Here is a 15,504-nt window from a genome sequence, read left to right on the forward strand (position 1 = left end):
AGCCACTCCCGCGCTTCCCCGGCGAAGGCCGGGGCCCAGTAGAGATGGCCGCGGTAGCGAGGGCAGTCGCTTGCAACCCGGCGTTCCACTCCTGGGCCCCGGCCTTCGCCGGGGAAGCGTAACGTTGAGGGGGCTTCCGTCCGGCCGGGTGCCCGCTTGCTGAAACGGCGGCCGGGAATGGCACCGCCACTTCTTTCTCTCTCTCTCTCTCTCTCTCTCTCTCTCTCTCTCTCTCTCTCTCGCGCTTCCCCGGCGAAGGCCGGGGCCCAGTCGCGGAGGTCGCGGTAGAGAGGGCAGCGGCTTGCATCCCGGTGTTCCACCCCTGGGCCCCGGCCTTCGCCGGGGAAGAGGTTGGGATTCGGGATCGAACGATCTTGGCTAGGTCGAAGCCCCCACGACCGCTATAGAAGCCGCCATGTCGATCGTTCTAGCCATTCTCGCGTCCGCGCTGGTCATGTCGTTGATCGTCGCGGTGCGCTACCTGATCGTGTCAGGCGCGTTCGCGGCGGCGACACGGTTGCGCTATCCCGGCCTCTATCGCGGCATGAACCCGCAGATTCGCCGCGAGATCTGGTGGAGCATCGTCTCCGCCGCGATCTACGGCATTCCTGCGGGCGTGATCGCCTGGGGCTGGCAGAACCACGGCTGGACATTGGTCTATCAGGACCTCCACGCCTATCCGCTCTGGTATCTCCCGCTATCGGTGCTGCTCTACCTCGTCGCGCACGACACGTGGTTCTACTGGACGCATCGCTGGATGCACGAGCCGCGCGCGTTCAAGCTGGCGCATGCGACGCATCACGAAAGCCGCCCGCCGACCGCCTGGGCGGCGATGGCGTTCCATCCGATCGAGGCGATCAGCGGCGCTGTGATAATTCCGCTACTGGTCTTCGTGATTCCAATTCATGTCGGCGCACTTGGGTTGGTGCTCACGATCATGACGGTTATGGGGGTCACCAACCACATGGGGTGGGAAATGTTTCCTGCGTTCATGTGGCGGGGTCCATTGGGGCAGTGGCTCATCACTGCGAGCCATCATCAGCGACACCATGAACTGTACCGAGGGAATTATGGCCTCTACTTCCGTTTCTGGGACCGCGTCTGCGGCACCGACCGCGGCGTCGGGAATTTTGCGCGCGAACATGCGAAAGCTGGCGTCGACCGCGGTCGCCGGGGCAGTGCTGCTCACGGTCTTGCCGGGGGCGGTCGGGACCAGTGAGCTCGCGGTCGATGTCTCGCACATGCGCTCGGCCAAGGGGATGGTCCGCGTCTGCCTGACCGCCGACCCCGACAATTTCCCCGCCTGCGTCGACGATGCCCGCGCGACCACCCGCTCGATCCCCGCCACCATGACCAGCATCCATTTCGACGGCCTGCCGCACGGTAATTATGCGGTCGCGGTGATCCATGACGAGAACAACAATCACAAGCTCGACACATTCGCCGGAATTCCGCGCGAAGGCTTTGGTTTCTCGCGCAATCCGTCGGTGACTTTCGGTCCGCCGCGCTTCGCCGCCGCCCGCTTCACGCTGTCGAGTGATGCAGATCGGCAACAGGTGCGGATGCGATATCTGCTCTGACCCCGATCGCACGGAAACAAACATAAGGCATCGCGTTACGCGCCCGACACAATACGCGTTTCGTATCCGATCCTCGTCTTGCCCCACTTCCAGTATTCCGGAGCCGCCCGTGACTCATCGTTCCATCTTCGCCGCTGCAACCGTCCTGTTGCTCGCCACCGCAGCGCCCGCTTTCGCGCAGGATGCGGCACCGATCCCCGCCGACAACAACCAGATCGCGGACGATTTCAACAAGGACACGGTCACGGTCGGCATCGGCGCGGCATATCTGCCGGATTATGACGGGTCGAACGACTATCGCGTCGTTCCGGCACCCGTCGTGATCGGTACGGTCAAGGGTTTCAACTTCTCGGTCATCGGCAACCGCGCCAGCCTCGATCTCGCGCGCAACCAGCCCGGCCAGCGCTGGGACATCCAGTTCGGCCCGATCGGCGTGGTCAACTTCGATCGCCAGGCCCCGAGCGTCATCGATGACCGCCGTGTTCGCGCGCTCGGCAAGACCGGCACCGCGATCGAACTCGGCGGCTATGTCGGCCTGGGCAAGACCGGCGTCATCACCAGCCCGTACGACAAGCTCTCGGTCTCGCTGAGCATGCGCCACGACGTCAACAACGTCCACAAGTCGAGCATCCTGCAGCCGTCGATCAACTATCTGACCCCGCTCAGCCGCAAGGCCGCGGTCGCGCTGTTCGGCACCGCGCAATATGTCGAGAGCGGTTATGGTGCGACCTACTTCAGCATCACGCCGGCGCAGAGCCTCGCCAGTGGCCTGCCGACCTACAGCACCGGCAAGGGCTGGAAGAACTATTCGGTCGGCGGTCTGGCGACCTATTCGCTGACCGGCGACTTGCTCCACGGCTTCAAGGTCGTCGCGGGCGGCACCTATTCGCGCACGCTCGGCAGCTTCGCGGATGCCCCGATCGTGCGGATCGCGGGCTCGCGCAATCAGTGGGTCGGCGCAGCCGGCGTCGCCTACACCTTCTAAGCCGACGATCCCCGCAGCGACTCCTCCGGCGCGACCAACCGTCGCGCCGGAGCGCCATTCGTGGCTTGCGTCGCGCGCCGCACGGTGCCACGCAAGCCCGAACGCTTGGCGTGTTTCCAGGATGAAGGCTTCGCTGCGATGACCGATACCGACCAACAGCTGATCGAACGGCTTGATTCGCGAGCAGAACGCCGCAGCGAACGCCGCGAGTTCTTCCGCACCGCGCTGGGCGCGGGTGCGATCGCCGCCGTCGGCGCGACCGCAGTGGCGGTCGGCAGCAACGCGTTTGCGCAGGCGAGCAACAACGACGCCGCGATCCTCAACTTCGCGCTCAACCTCGAATATCTCGAGGCGCAATTCTATTCCTTCGCCGCCTTCGGCACCGGCCTCCCCAACGCGCTGCTCACCCCGGGCAGCGCGAGCACGACCACGCAGGGCGCGGTCAGCGGCGGGCGGCAAGTCACCTTCACCGATCCGGTCGTCGCGCAATATGCGCGTGAGATCGCGCAGGACGAGATTGCGCACGTCACCTTCCTCCGCGCACAGCTCGGCACCGCAGCGGTCGCGCAGCCCGCGATCGACATCGGCTCGACCGCGACCAGCGCGTTCAGCGTCGCCGCGCAGGCCGCCAAGATCGTCGCGGCGGGGGCAGCCTTCGACCCCTATGCGAGCGACGAGGCGTTCCTCCAGGCGGCGTTCCTGTTCGAGGACGTCGGCGTGACCGCCTATCGCGGCGCATCGTCGCTGCTGACCAGCAAGGTCTATCTCGAGGCAGCCGCCGGCATCCTCGCGGCGGAGGCGTATCATGCGTCGATCATCCGCACGGTGCTCTACACCAAGGGTCTGACGACCCCGAGCCTGCGCACCAATGCGGATGCGATCTCGAACACGCGCGACGCGCTCGACGGGGTCAGCGACTTCGACCAGGGCATTTCCCCGGTGACGATCGCGAACAGCCAGGCGCCCGCGCTCAACGGTCTGACCGCGTCCAACATCGTGCCGACCGCGCAGGATGGCCTCGCGTTCGGCCGCGCCACGGGCAACGTGCTCAACATCCTGTATCTCAGCACCTTGCCGGTCGCGAAGGGGGGCTTCTTCCCCAATGGCGTCAACGGCTCGATCGCCACCAGCGCCACCAACTGACGCCCGCACGATGCTTTCTTCCTTTTTCGCGCCCGTACCGGAGTGTTTCCAGTGATCGATAGCGACCTTCTCCTGCAAGCGATCGACGCGAGCGATCGCCGCCGCGACGCCCGTCGCCAGTTCCTCCGCAGCGCCGGGGCCGCCTCGGTCGCGGTCGGCGGCGGCGCGTTGCTTGCCGCCTGCGGGGCGACCAACCAGGACAGCACGATCACCCCGACCCCCACGCCGACCGGAACCGCGACCGCGACCCCCAGTCCCGCGTCGACCGACGTGCTGAAAGACCAGGACACGTTCAACTTCGCGCTCAACCTCGAATATCTCGAGGCGCAATTCTACAGCTTCGCAGTGACGGGCGCGGGGCTTCCCGCTGCACTGCTGACCGGCACGGGTACACCAGGGTCGGTAACCGGCGGGCGCGCTGTCACCTTCACCGATCCGATCGTGCGCGAATATGCGCGTGAGATCGCCGCGGACGAAGTCGCGCACGTCGCCTTCCTGCGCTCGGTCCTGGGCACGTCGGTCGTCGCGCAACCTGCGATCAACATCGACGGCGGCGCGAACGGCGCGTTCACCGCGGCGGCGCGCGCGGCGGGCCTCGTCGGCGCGACCGGCACGTTCGACCCCTATGCCAGCGACGAGAATTTCCTGCTCGCGGCGTTCATCTTCGAAGACGTCGGCGTCACCGCCTATAAGGGGGCCGCGCCGCTGATCGCGCAGAGCCTGCTGATCGACGCCGCCGCCGGCATCCTCGCAACCGAGGCATATCACGCCGGACTGATCCGCACCGTCCTGTACAGCAAGGGGATCGCGACGCCGTCCTTGCGCGCCAGCGCGAACGCGATCAGCGACGCGCGCGACAGCCTCGACGGGTCGAGCGATCTCGATCAGGGGATTGGCGATGGCACCACCGCCAACCTGGTGCCGACCGACGCCAATGGCATCACCTTCAGCCGCACGCCGGGGCAGGTGCTCAACGTGGTCTATCTCAACCGCAACGCGGTCGTCGGCGGGGGCTTCTTCCCGGCGGGCATCAACGGCACGATCAAGACCAGCGCCGCCAGCTGAGGCCTCTTTTCAACGCGCGAACGAGCGCGTACACATACCAATATTCCCCGGGGGGCTGCGCCAGAGCAGCTGAGAGGTAGCTGAAGCTACGACCCGTTTGAACCTGATCCCGTTAGCACGGGCGGAGGGAGGGAGCGGTGTCCACGCCCGGGTTCCGTTGTCGCTCGTCCGATTTGAGGAGCGACACAATGGCCGACATACTTGCCCGCACCGAAATTGGCGTCACCACTGGAGCAATCCGTGGCAGCCGCAAGATCCATGTCCCCAGCGCCAACATCCCCGGCGCGGGCGTCGCGATGCGCGAGATCATGCTCGATCCGTCCGCGTTGGAACCACCGCTCCGGGTCTACGACACGTCCGGCCCCTACACCGACCCCCGCGCGCAGATCGACATCAACATGGGGCTCCCGCAGCTCCGCCGCGACTGGATTCTCGCGCGCGGCGACGTCGAATCCTATGACGCACGCGAGATCCGCCCCGAGGACAATGGCCTCACCGGCCCCGATCGCTCGGCGGGCGTTCCGCAGTACCCCAACGTCATCAAGCGCCCCTTGCGCGCCAAGGCAGGCGCGAACGTCAGCCAGATGCATTACGCACGCCGCGGCATCATCACCCCCGAGATGGAATATGTCGCGATCCGCGAGAATCTCGGTCGCGCGGCGGCGAAGGAGAAACTGATCCGCGACGGTGAATCGTTCGGCGCGTCGATCCCCGATTACGTCACCCCAGAATTCGTCCGCGACGAAATCGCGCGCGGCCGTGCGATCATCCCCAACAACGTCAACCACCCCGAATCCGAGCCGATGGCGATCGGGCGCAACTTCCTCGTCAAGATCAACGCCAACATCGGCAACTCCGCGGTCGCATCGAACGTCGCGGCGGAAGTCGACAAGATGGTCTGGTCGATCCGCTGGGGCGCGGACACGGTGATGGACTTGTCGACGGGCCGCAACATCCACGACACGCGCGAATGGATCCTGCGCAACAGCCCCGTCCCGATCGGCACCGTGCCGATCTACCAGGCGCTCGAAAAGGTCGGCGGCGTCGCCGAGGACCTGACGTGGGAGATCTTCCGCGACACGCTGATCGAACAGGCCGAGCAGGGCGTCGATTATTTCACGATCCACGCGGGCGTGCGGCTCGCCTATATCCCGATGACCGCGAAGCGCGTCACCGGGATCGTCTCGCGCGGCGGCTCGATCATGGCGAAATGGTGCCTCGCGCACCACAAGGAGAGCTTCCTCTACGAACGCTTCGACGAGATCACCGAGATCATGCAGGCGTATGACATCGCGTATTCGCTCGGTGATGGTCTCCGCCCCGGCTCGATCGCCGACGCCAATGACGAAGCGCAGTTCAGCGAGCTCTACACCTTGGGCGAACTCACCCACCGCGCGTGGAAGAGCGACGTCCAGGTGATGATCGAGGGCCCCGGCCATGTGCCGATGCACAAGATCAAGGAGAATATGGAAAAGCAGCTCGAAGTGTGCGGCGAGGCGCCGTTCTACACCTTGGGGCCGCTCACCACCGATATTGCGCCGGGCTATGACCATATCACCAGCGGGATCGGCGCGGCGATGATCGGCTGGTACGGCACCGCGATGCTTTGTTACGTCACGCCCAAGGAGCATCTCGGCTTGCCGGATCGCGACGACGTCAAGGTCGGCGTGGTGACCTACAAGCTCGCCGCGCACGCTGCCGATCTCGCGAAGGGCCACCCGGCGGCCAAGATGCGCGACGACGCCTTGTCGCGTGCGCGCTTCGACTTCCGCTGGCGCGACCAGTTCAACCTGTCGCTCGATCCGGACACCGCCGAGCAGTATCACGACCAGACGCTCCCCGCAGAAGGCGCCAAGACCGCGCATTTCTGCTCGATGTGCGGACCGAAATTCTGCTCGATGAAGATCACGCAGGAAGTGCGCGACTTCGCGGCGAAGCAGAACGGCCCGGCGGACGGCTTTCTCGCGGCGGGCGCGGGGCAGGCGGTCGACGCTGAGCGCGCGGCGTTCGCCAAGGGCACGACGCATGCCGATGCCGAGGCCGGCATGGCAGCGATGAGTGAAACCTTCCGGGAGAAGGGCGGGGAGATTTACCTGCCGGCGGAGTAAGCGCGCCCGTCCGTCGCCCCGGCCTTGTACAAGACTTCTGCGGGCTCCTGTGAAAGCAGGAGCCCCGGAGTCCCAGGCGCGATAGGCCGTTGCTCTGCGCGGCAACGCAAGGGTAGGCAGCGTCCGGCTCTGACGCTCCCGCGACAAGACCATTTGGCCTCATGGCAATCAAACCTTCCAAAAGCGCGACCGACACAAAGGAAGCGCCAATAACGGCATCGTTACACCCTTGAAACTATCCTTAGGAGGAACGAGGAAAATCGAGTAAGCTGCGCCAGAACAAGGAAAATCGCGGTGGATATAACGGCAAAGTCAGCCGCCCAGAAAGAGGGTGAGGCAGAAGTCGACACGTTCCGCCGGGAACTTGGCCCGTTCGTCGTGGCTGCCCAGAAGACCCGAATGCCGATGGTCTTTACGGATGTGGAGCCCGGCCACCCGGTCATCTTCGCAAATGACGCCTTCCTGAAGCTGACGGGCTATGCGCTGGAGGAAGTGCTCGCCAAAAGCTTTCAGTCCTTGCTCGCCGTGGGAGTCGACCCGGAAACGATGACGACCGTCGAATCGGCATTCCGCGGAGAGTGCGATCACGAGCCGGAGATACACTACAGGCGCAAGGACGGCAGCGAGTTCTGGGCGTCGATGTTCGTCAGCCCGGTTTGCGACGACGGCGGTACGGTCGTTCAGCATTTCGTGTCGCTGGTCGATCTAACGAACCACCGCCAAGACAACGCTCGGTGCAAGATGCTGATCGACGAGCTCAATCATCGGGTCAAGAACACCTTGTCGACGGTCCAGTCGATCGTCACTCAGGCGCTCCGCCGGCCGGCCGAACCCGCCGCGATCCGTGAAGCGATCGAGTCGCGCATCCTTGCCCTGTCGCGGTCGCACGACCTGCTGACCAACACCAATTGGGAGGGCGCTGGTCTTCACGAGCTGGTCGATACGACCCTGCACCCGTTCAAGGTCGTCACGGGCCGCACCGAGCGGTTCACGATCGTCGGCGACAATGTGCATCTGTCGCCCAAGACCGCGCTCTCGGTAGCGATCGCCCTCCACGAGCTTGCCACCAACGCCGTCAAATACGGTGCCTTCTCGAACGATGCGGGCAAGATCGCGATCGACTGGACCATGTCGTCGGCGGCGAAGGATCGGGTCGTACTGCAATGGCGGGAGAGCGACGGACCACCGGTGCCGCCGCCGACGCACAAGGGGTTCGGATCATGGGTCATCGAGCGCGGCCTGGCGCACGAGCTCGGCGGCGCGGTGACGCTCGACTATCTGCCCGCCGGCGTGACGTGCACGATCGAGATACCGGTTTCGACAGAGACGGAAGAATGACCGGCCTTCTCGCCGGTCGCAGGATCCTCGTGGTCGAGGATGAGATGCTCGTCCTGATGCAAATCGAGATGGCGCTGGAGGATCTCGGCTGTTCCGCGGTCTGCGCCGCAGCCAGCGTTGCCGAGGCCGCCGCAATCCTCGTTGGAGAAAGCTTCGATGCAGCCATGCTCGACGTCAACCTGGGCGGAGAAAAGAGTTACCCGGTCGCCGATATGCTGATCCGGCGCAGCATCCCGTTCGCGTTCTCGACCGGCTATGGTGATCTTGGAGATCGCACGGACCTGTACGATCGGCCGATGCTCCGGAAGCCCTATGCGCGCGCGGATCTGGAGGCAGTGCTGGCAAAACTGATCGCCGACCAGCCTATGTCGTCAGCGGCATAGCACCGTCCCCCGCGTCTGCCGAACGAAGTCGCGCTGGTGACGGAGACCGGACAGAAGCGCTGTAACGCGGGGGAAGGGTCTGGTATCTTTCCGAATGCTCACAGTTCGGCGTATTGCCGTCATCCGTCCCGCATTTGCCTTGGCCACTTCTGCCGCGCTCGTGGTGTCCGCTGGCGCTGCCGCGAACGGTCCCGACAAAGGCATCGCATTCGATAACGCATATGAGACCAGATCTGCTGAAAGCCTGTCGGGCCTGTTGGCGATGAAGCTAGCCAACCTTGCAGAAATCGATCCGGATCATCCGCTCGCCTCGAACCGTGCGACGCAGACCCTGAGCATGTTCGGGCGCGAAGATCTCATCGCGTCGAGCAGCAAGAACTACGCGGCAACGCACTGCGCAGCGCTGATGCCGACGGCCGATGTCCTCGATGAAATCGCGCGACGTGCGCGGCAGACATCGATCGTCATCGTCAACGAAAGTCACGAACGGTCGGAGGGGCGTGGATTCACGACAATGCTGGCGGCGCGACTGCGACCGCTCGGGTATGATGCGCTCGCGCTGGAAGCACTGCAAAACGATCCGCCAACCACGCCGAAACAGTATCGCTCCCCGTTTGTCCGGCAGCCGGACCTGCCGTATTTCGACGATGATGATGGTTTCTACCTCGGCGAAGCGGCATTCGGCAGAATGGGCCGACGCGCCAAGGCGTTGGGCTACCGGCTCGTTTCCTACGAGGCCAATCCCAACGACGGGTTGCCGTCAGGCGCGACGCTTGCGCAACGAATCGCCGTACGAGAGGAGGAACAAGCCGCCAACCTGGCGGCGTTCCTGAAGGAGCACCCCGGCACGAAGCTTCTGGTCCATGTCGGATATCAGCACGTACTTGAGGTTCCACGCGCCGACGGTTCGAAGTGGATGGCGGCGCTCCTCAAGCAAAAGACGGGCATCGATCCGTTGACGATCAGCCAGACCGACTGTCGCGGCGGCGGCGAGGCAGACCGTCTCGCTGTCCTTCCGGCCGATCAGCCGCCCGGGTCGTTCGATCTGGTCGTCGACCACCCGCCGGCCCGCTTCGACCGAGGGCGTCCCGTATGGCGCGAGAAGGCGGGAGACCGGCCGGTCAGCGTACCCGCCGCCTTGCGTCCGTCGGTCGGCTGGCGGGTGATCGAGGCCCGCCCGCTGGACGAGCCGGCCACGTCGGTTCCGATGGATCGTGTGGCGATCAGACCCAAGGAAGACGTCGCCCTGATGCTGCCGCCGGGGCGCTACCGGTTACGCGCCATCAACGTGACGTGGAGCAACCCCAAGGCCGTCAAATCCACCCGCTGAGGGAGCGGCAAACTACGGAACCTTCAGCCAAAAAGGCACCTCGTCCCCCAAAACGATCCGTTGCCGAAACGACTCTCCCGGCGGTGCGTCCCATGCTATGCTCCGCCCAGTTCCGGGGGGAATCACCATGATGTTGGGTCTGTCGCTAACAGCCTTCACCGCGCTCCACACCGCGATCAGCCTCGTCGCGATCGCCGCGGGACTGGTGTTCTTCGGCGCGTTGACGACCGGACGCTGGTGGAAGACCGCCAACACCGTCTTCCTCGTCTTCACGATCCTGACCAGCGTGACCGGCTTCCTCTTTCCGCCCAAGCCGATCGGGCCACCGTTCGTCTTCGGCGTCGTCTCGCTGCTGCTGCTCGCGGTCGCAGTCTATGCGTTGTACGGTCGGCGTCTGGCCGGACGGTGGCAGTGGGCGTATCTCATCCCCGCGCTGCTCGCACAATGGCTCGACATGGTCGTGCTGGTGGTGCAGTCGTTCCAGAAAATACCGATATTACATGGGCTTGCGCCAACCGGCGGGGAGCCGTCGGTCCTCGCGGCGCAAGCGCTGGTGGTGCTGCTCGTCGGCTATGCCGCGTGGCGCGGGCTGCGGCTGCGGCGCGCCTGAGCTGCCCTGCGGCAGCGCCCGCGCGTGGCCGTCCTGTGCGACCTTGACGATCTTCGCGCGTTACGCGCGCGCCAGCCCCAACCAGCGCCGTGATCCGCCGATCCGTCGCAACACCAGCCGTTCCACCGCCAGCACCAACAGCAAGGTCCCCCCGAACAGCGGCATATAGATCGCCAGCACCACGATCGCGGCGACCAGCACCGGCCCGAACCGCGGCCGCGTCAGCGGGAGCGGCGCGCCGAGCAGCCCGACCGGTCGCCTGCGCCACCACAGCACCGCGCCCGATCCCGCGAGCAGCGCGAGCATTGCCGCCACCAGCGTCCCCGCGATCTGGTTGGCGAGCCCGAACAGCGCGCCTTCATGGACCGCGATGCCGTACCCGATCACCCGGTCGATCCAGTGCCGCTGCGCAAAGCCGCTCCGCCCGATCACCCGCCCCGTCGCGCCGTCGACTTGCGCGTCCGAGCGCTGCGGTCGGTTCGCCGAGTCCGAACTCACCGACCACGCGCCCCCCGGCGTCTTGGGCGGCGCGACCAGCACCGGCGCCGCGATCCCGAGCGGCCGCGCCGCCGCCACGACCCGCGACAACGCGCCCGCCGGCAGCGGGGCAGGGGCACCCGCCTGCATCGGCATCCCGGCCATTCCGGCGTGCCCGGCGTGCGGGTCCGCGCTGGGCGGTGCGATCGGCGGCTTGCCCCCGATCGTCCAGTCGACCGGCCCCTTGCTCGTCCCCGTCAGCGCGCGGACCTCGACCAGATAGCTCCCCCAACCCTTCGCCCACGGCAGTCCGGTCAGGATCAGCCCGAGCGCGAACACCGAGACCCACACCCCGGTCGTCGCATGCAGGTCGCGCCAGAACCGCCGCTTGCCGCCCCCGAGCCGCGGATACAGCACCCCGCCAAGCCCGCGCGCGCCCCGCGGCCACCACAGATACAGCCCGGTCAGCAGCATCGTCACCGCCCAGCACGCGGCAATCTCGACGATATAGCTGCCGATGGTCCCCGCCAGCAGCGTCCCGTGCAACCGCGACAGCAGCGGGAACAGCCGCGCATCCTCACGCACGACCTGAAGCACCCGCAGCGTCGCCGGATCGACATAGACCCGGCTGTCCACGCCCGCGCGCCCGACGATGACGCGCACCGCGTGACCCGGCGCGTCGGGCAGCACGTACTTGCGCAACGCCGACCCCGGCACCGCGCGCAAGGCGGCAGCGACCTGCGCGTCCGGCGACTGTGCGGGCGCGGCGGTCGCGAGATGGTCGAACCGCTGGTCGATCCACGCCTCCACCTGCGGTCGCCACAGATAGAGCGATCCGGTCAGCGCGAGCCACAGCACGAACGGGATGCACACCAGCCCGGCATAGAAATGCCAGCGCCAGACGCTGTTGTACCACCGGGTTCCGGATGCCTGGACGCTCATAGCCGTGCCGTCACTTCCGCGCTGATCGTGCGCTGCGGGAAGGGGTGGAAGAGGAAGTATCTCGCGTTGTTGAGGTTATCCACGCCGACCGCGAAGGCGTAGCGTGGCGTCACGTCGAACCGCGCGCGGGCATCGACCACGAAGTAGCGGTAGAAGCCCATGTAGGTGTTCCCGACCGTGTCGCTATTGTCGAGCGTCGCATAATTGCGGCTGGCGTAGCGCGCCGCGGTGGTCAACGCGACGCCGGGAGTCGGTCGCCACGTCGCCACCGCGCTCGCCTTCCAGCGGGGCACCGACGGGAGCAGCTTGCCGACCGCGGCGGGGAAGGCGCGGTTCGCGCGTGTCGTCGCCTCGGTATAGGTCACGCTCCCCGACAGATCGACGCCGCGTACCGGAAAGTCGGACCGCGTCCCCGCCAGCTCGACCCCGCGTGCGCGGGTCCGGTCGACGTTCTGGACATAGGTATAGGCAACCGCCGACCCCGCCACCAACGGCGCGGACTGCGAGATCAACGCATCCTCGATCGATTCGTTGAACAGCGCCAGCCGGATCTCGCCCCCCGCATCGCGCCGCTCGATCGCAAGTTCCTCGGACAGCGCGCGCTCCGGGCGGAGCGTAGGATCGGGCACGGTCAGCACCGCCGCCGTCGTCACCGCCTGGTAGAGTTCGCCGACCGTCGGGAAGCGATACGCCTTGCCGAACGACGCACGCACCGTCCAATGCTGCGCCGGGACAAAAGCGAGCGACGCCTTGGGCGAGAAGCCCGTCGCGGTGCGGACCGGCTGGGCAACCGACAGCGCAGGCGTGCTTGAGAAATTGAACCCGTCATACGCACGCCAGTCCTCATAGCGCCCACCCACCGTCAGCGTCAGCGGATCGGCGATCCGCACCGCATCCTGCGCCCACACCGCAGCGGTCCGTGTCTTCCCCCGCGACGCCTGGTTGAGCGCGCCCTGCGGCCCGGCGATCCAGTCGGTGGTGGCATAGCGGTTGCTGTTCACGGTGTAGCGATCCCAATGCACCCCCGCGCTCACCGTATGCGTCGCCGCAGCATCGGAGCGCCACGCGCCCTTGGCGTCGAACGTTTCCCACCCCGTGCCATCCAGCCGCGTGATGTTCCCCGCCCCCCCGGCAAACGCTGCGGGCAGCGCCCCGGTGGGGCTACGCTGCGTATCCTTGGCGAAGTCGTACAGCGTCCCGATCACTTGCCAGTCGAACCGCCCGTCCTTTCCGGTCGCGGACAACGCGTGCGACCAGTGGCGCTGGTCATAGCGATAGACGCCACTCGAGAACGCGCCGGTATAGACGGGGGCGCCACTCGCGGTCGCGCTGAGGTAGGTCTCGGCGGACGAGTCGGTATCGTTGCGGAACAGCCCGCCGACATAACTCAGCCGCAGTGCCGGCGAGACGTCGAACGCCGCCTTGAGCTTGATGTTGTCCTGCGCCTGCTGCTCGATCCCGCCGCTCCCGAGCACGCGGATCGCGGCGCCGGTGCGGTTGCGGTCGGCGACCCCGCCGGTCGTCCCCGCCGGGTTGGTGGCTGCGGTGACATAGGTCGTTGGCTGGCTTCGGCTGTCGGTATGCGTCACGCTGCCGAACAGCGACAGCCGTCCGAACCGGTCCCCCAACGTCGCCGCGATCTGCCGTGCGGGGAGCGTCGCCTTGACGCCGTACAGGTCGAACGTCTGGAGGCTGGTGCCCGCGCTCAGCGTCCCCTCGAGCCGGTCGGGCAGGCGCGTCGTGATGTTGACGACCGCGCCGATCGAGTTTCCCGCATAGGCCGCCGAGAACGGACCGTAGAGCACGTCGATCCGCGCGATCTCCTCGGGGCTGACCATCCCCCAGCGCGGGCTGGCGGAGGTGTTGTTGTTCCCGATCAGCGCCGACAGCAACGCGCCATCGGCATAGATCAGGCTCCGCGCGCTCGACCCGAGCCCCGAGGTGCGCGTCGCAAGCGGGGCCTGCGTGTCGCCGATATGGCGTTTGCGGACGACGAGGCTGGGGAGGTATTTGAGCGTATCCTCCACGTTGACCGCGTTGATCGTCGTCGCGATCTCGGCGGCGGTGACGCTCGCGTGGCTATTGGGGGCGGCTTCGATGGTTCGGGTCTGGCGCTCCGCTATGACGAGAATGTCGTCGGTACGGCGCGCGTCGAGGGCTGCGACAGGGGCGGGTGCGGTGCTGGCCAGCACGGCCAGCCCCGACACGGCACCGCGCAGGCGAATGCGGTCGATCATGGAATTCCTGTTCGATAACGGCCTTGGCCGTTCACACGGGGGCACGCCGTCGGGCGTGCGATCGGTCTTTCAGGGTCGCGTGCGCGAGACTGTCCGGTCCGCCGCGATGCGGCGGCACGGATCAAGTCATGGCAAGACTCGGCGAACCGAGCGCGCGGACACCGTCAGGCGTGTGCGGGTGGTCCGCGCAGCGGTGGGCGCAGGAAGGGACGCGGGCGGATCGGCGCGTCCGGTCGCTGGAACAGCGCAGCCGCCACGACGGAAGCAAAGGCGATCGCCAGCAGGACGATATCGGCCCCGCCGAGACTCGGCGCGGTCAGCCCGGCGAAGGCGCAGGGTGCTTCGGGCTTGGCCGGAATCTGGTGCCCGCCATCGCCACGCCCCGGCAATGCGTGATCCGGCATCGCGTGATCCGGCATCGCATGATGCTGCATCCCGGGCATCATCCCGGCGGCGGCAGGCGCGGTCGTGGGATCGGAGGGCTGCGCCATGCCGGAGCACAACACCAGTTCGATGCCGTTTGCGGTCGCCATCGGCATGAACCCTGCGGGAACGATCGCGCGCATCAGCAACGCACAGACGATCACCGCCCAGACCAGCGCCGTGTTGCTTTGCAGGAAGGGCCGGAGGGCAGCCATTGCGGCGTGGTAGCGGCGCGCGCGTGCGCTGTCACTTGGACAAACCGTCACCCCCCGCTTGCGACCGATCCGGCACTGGCGCGTTTCGGGGGGGATGACCGATTTTACCCTTCCGCTCGATGGTGGCTGCTTCTGCGGCAAGATCCGCTACCGGATCGACCAGCCACCGCTGTTCACGATGGCGTGCCACTGCAGCGATTGCCAGCAGATGACCGCATCCGCCTTTTCGCTGGGCCTGGCGATACCCAAGGCGGGGTTCAGCCTGCTGTCCGACGTTGCCCCGCGCACGATCGACAAGACCGCGGATTCGGGGGCGACCTCGACGCGCTATCTTTGCCCCGATTGCGCCGGATGGACACATACGACGACGACAGGCTCGCCCGACAGCGTGATCGTGCGGCCGAGTTCGCTCGACGACGCGGCGTGGGTCCGCCCGATCGCAGAGATCTTTACGCGATCCGCGTTGCCGTGGGCACGGCTTGCGACGGCGTTCAGCTATGAAACCGAGTTCACCGACCCATCGCCGATCGTCGCGGCATTCGAAGCGAGCGACATCCGACCGTCCTGAACGCCCGTCCTGAACGCCCGTCCTGAACGATTGGGTTCGCGGCACTGATCGGACCCCGGAAAACGAAAAAAGGCGCGCCCATCGCTGGGCGCGCCTCTCT

The 15,504-nt window shown here is 66.4% G+C and carries 14 protein-coding genes and 1 riboswitch; of the genes, 11 read left to right on the plus strand and 3 right to left on the minus strand.

Features of this window, described 5'->3' with window-relative positions; genetic code table 11:
* Positions 1-415 precede the first annotated feature (415 nt).
* From ABIC17_RS01065 to ABIC17_RS01110, 10 genes are all read left to right on the plus strand, one after another.
* Positions 416-1,219, plus strand: a complete 804-nt coding sequence (locus ABIC17_RS01065) for a sterol desaturase family protein (RefSeq protein WP_354278810.1) — start codon at positions 416-418, stop codon at positions 1,217-1,219.
* Positions 1,143-1,580 carry a DUF2141 domain-containing protein gene (locus tag ABIC17_RS01070; RefSeq protein WP_354278811.1) on the plus strand — a complete coding sequence of 146 codons (438 nt, stop codon included), beginning with the start codon at positions 1,143-1,145 and terminating at the stop codon, positions 1,578-1,580. The genes ABIC17_RS01065 and ABIC17_RS01070 overlap by 77 nt, the downstream gene beginning before the upstream one ends.
* A 109-nt stretch (positions 1,581-1,689) precedes the next feature.
* Positions 1,690-2,565: a MipA/OmpV family protein gene (locus ABIC17_RS01075; protein WP_354278812.1), complete on the plus strand. Its 876-nt coding sequence runs from the start codon at positions 1,690-1,692 to the stop codon at positions 2,563-2,565.
* Between the two features lie 138 nt (positions 2,566-2,703).
* Entirely contained in the window at positions 2,704-3,708 is a 1,005-nt protein-coding gene (locus ABIC17_RS01080) for a ferritin-like domain-containing protein (RefSeq protein ID WP_354278813.1), read from the plus strand.
* 51 nt (positions 3,709-3,759) lie between these two features.
* Positions 3,760-4,773: a ferritin-like domain-containing protein gene (locus tag ABIC17_RS01085; protein ID WP_354278814.1), complete on the plus strand. Its 1,014-nt coding sequence runs from the start codon at positions 3,760-3,762 to the stop codon at positions 4,771-4,773.
* A 38-nt stretch (positions 4,774-4,811) separates the two neighbouring features.
* Positions 4,812-4,920, plus strand: a riboswitch (TPP riboswitch).
* 41 nt (positions 4,921-4,961) lie between these two features.
* Positions 4,962-6,881, plus strand: coding sequence for a phosphomethylpyrimidine synthase ThiC (gene thiC / locus ABIC17_RS01090; RefSeq protein ID WP_354278815.1), 1,920 nt, complete (start codon positions 4,962-4,964; stop codon positions 6,879-6,881).
* Positions 6,882-7,175: 294 nt separating this feature from the next.
* Positions 7,176-8,219, plus strand: a complete 1,044-nt coding sequence (locus ABIC17_RS01095) for an HWE histidine kinase domain-containing protein (RefSeq protein WP_354278816.1) — start codon at positions 7,176-7,178, stop codon at positions 8,217-8,219.
* On the plus strand, positions 8,216-8,602 hold the full coding sequence (locus ABIC17_RS01100; RefSeq protein WP_354278817.1) for a response regulator: 387 nt from the start codon (positions 8,216-8,218) through the stop codon (positions 8,600-8,602). Before ABIC17_RS01095 ends, ABIC17_RS01100 begins: the two co-directional genes overlap by 4 nt.
* Before the next feature lie 139 nt (positions 8,603-8,741).
* On the plus strand, positions 8,742-9,932 hold the full coding sequence (locus ABIC17_RS01105) for a hypothetical protein (protein ID WP_354278818.1): 1,191 nt from the start codon (positions 8,742-8,744) through the stop codon (positions 9,930-9,932).
* A 127-nt stretch (positions 9,933-10,059) separates the two neighbouring features.
* Entirely contained in the window at positions 10,060-10,542 is a 483-nt protein-coding gene (locus tag ABIC17_RS01110) for a hypothetical protein (RefSeq protein WP_354278819.1), read from the plus strand.
* A 60-nt stretch (positions 10,543-10,602) separates the two neighbouring features.
* Here ABIC17_RS01110 and ABIC17_RS01115 read toward each other — a convergent pair whose 3' ends face one another.
* The 3 genes from ABIC17_RS01115 to ABIC17_RS01125 all read right to left on the minus strand — a co-directional run bounded on the left by ABIC17_RS01115 (position 10,603) and on the right by ABIC17_RS01125 (position 14,836).
* Complete coding sequence (locus ABIC17_RS01115) at positions 10,603-11,961, minus strand: PepSY-associated TM helix domain-containing protein (RefSeq protein ID WP_354278820.1); 1,359 nt, start codon at positions 11,959-11,961, stop codon at positions 10,603-10,605.
* On the minus strand, positions 11,958-14,198 hold the full coding sequence (locus ABIC17_RS01120) for a TonB-dependent receptor (RefSeq protein WP_354278821.1): 2,241 nt from the start codon (positions 14,196-14,198) through the stop codon (positions 11,958-11,960). The genes ABIC17_RS01115 and ABIC17_RS01120 overlap by 4 nt, the downstream gene beginning before the upstream one ends.
* Before the next feature lie 164 nt (positions 14,199-14,362).
* Positions 14,363-14,836 (minus strand): hypothetical protein, encoded by a 474-nt coding sequence (locus ABIC17_RS01125; RefSeq protein WP_354278822.1) that lies wholly within the window; start codon positions 14,834-14,836, stop codon positions 14,363-14,365.
* A gap of 94 nt (positions 14,837-14,930) precedes the next feature.
* Between ABIC17_RS01125 and ABIC17_RS01130 the strand changes: the two genes are divergently transcribed.
* On the plus strand, positions 14,931-15,404 hold the full coding sequence (locus tag ABIC17_RS01130; protein ID WP_354278823.1) for a GFA family protein: 474 nt from the start codon (positions 14,931-14,933) through the stop codon (positions 15,402-15,404).
* Positions 15,405-15,504 lie beyond the last annotated feature (100 nt).

It is taken from the genome of Sphingomonas sp. PvP056 (assembly GCF_040549155.1).
Lineage (GTDB): Bacteria > Pseudomonadota > Alphaproteobacteria > Sphingomonadales > Sphingomonadaceae > Sphingomonas.

Coding starts and splice junctions, on each gene's coding strand:
- thiC (WP_354278815.1), top strand. CDS start 4,962: ATGGCCGACATACTTGCCCGCACCGAAATTGGCGTCACCACTGGAGCA.
- ABIC17_RS01115 (WP_354278820.1), bottom strand. CDS start 11,961: ATGAGCGTCCAGGCATCCGGAACCCGGTGGTACAACAGCGTCTGGCGC.
- ABIC17_RS01120 (WP_354278821.1), bottom strand. CDS start 14,198: ATGATCGACCGCATTCGCCTGCGCGGTGCCGTGTCGGGGCTGGCCGTG.
- ABIC17_RS01065 (WP_354278810.1), top strand. CDS start 416: ATGTCGATCGTTCTAGCCATTCTCGCGTCCGCGCTGGTCATGTCGTTG.
- ABIC17_RS01080 (WP_354278813.1), top strand. CDS start 2,704: ATGACCGATACCGACCAACAGCTGATCGAACGGCTTGATTCGCGAGCA.
- ABIC17_RS01070 (WP_354278811.1), top strand. CDS start 1,143: ATGCGAAAGCTGGCGTCGACCGCGGTCGCCGGGGCAGTGCTGCTCACG.
- ABIC17_RS01110 (WP_354278819.1), top strand. CDS start 10,060: ATGATGTTGGGTCTGTCGCTAACAGCCTTCACCGCGCTCCACACCGCG.
- ABIC17_RS01125 (WP_354278822.1), bottom strand. CDS start 14,836: ATGGCTGCCCTCCGGCCCTTCCTGCAAAGCAACACGGCGCTGGTCTGG.
- ABIC17_RS01100 (WP_354278817.1), top strand. CDS start 8,216: ATGACCGGCCTTCTCGCCGGTCGCAGGATCCTCGTGGTCGAGGATGAG.
- ABIC17_RS01130 (WP_354278823.1), top strand. CDS start 14,931: ATGACCGATTTTACCCTTCCGCTCGATGGTGGCTGCTTCTGCGGCAAG.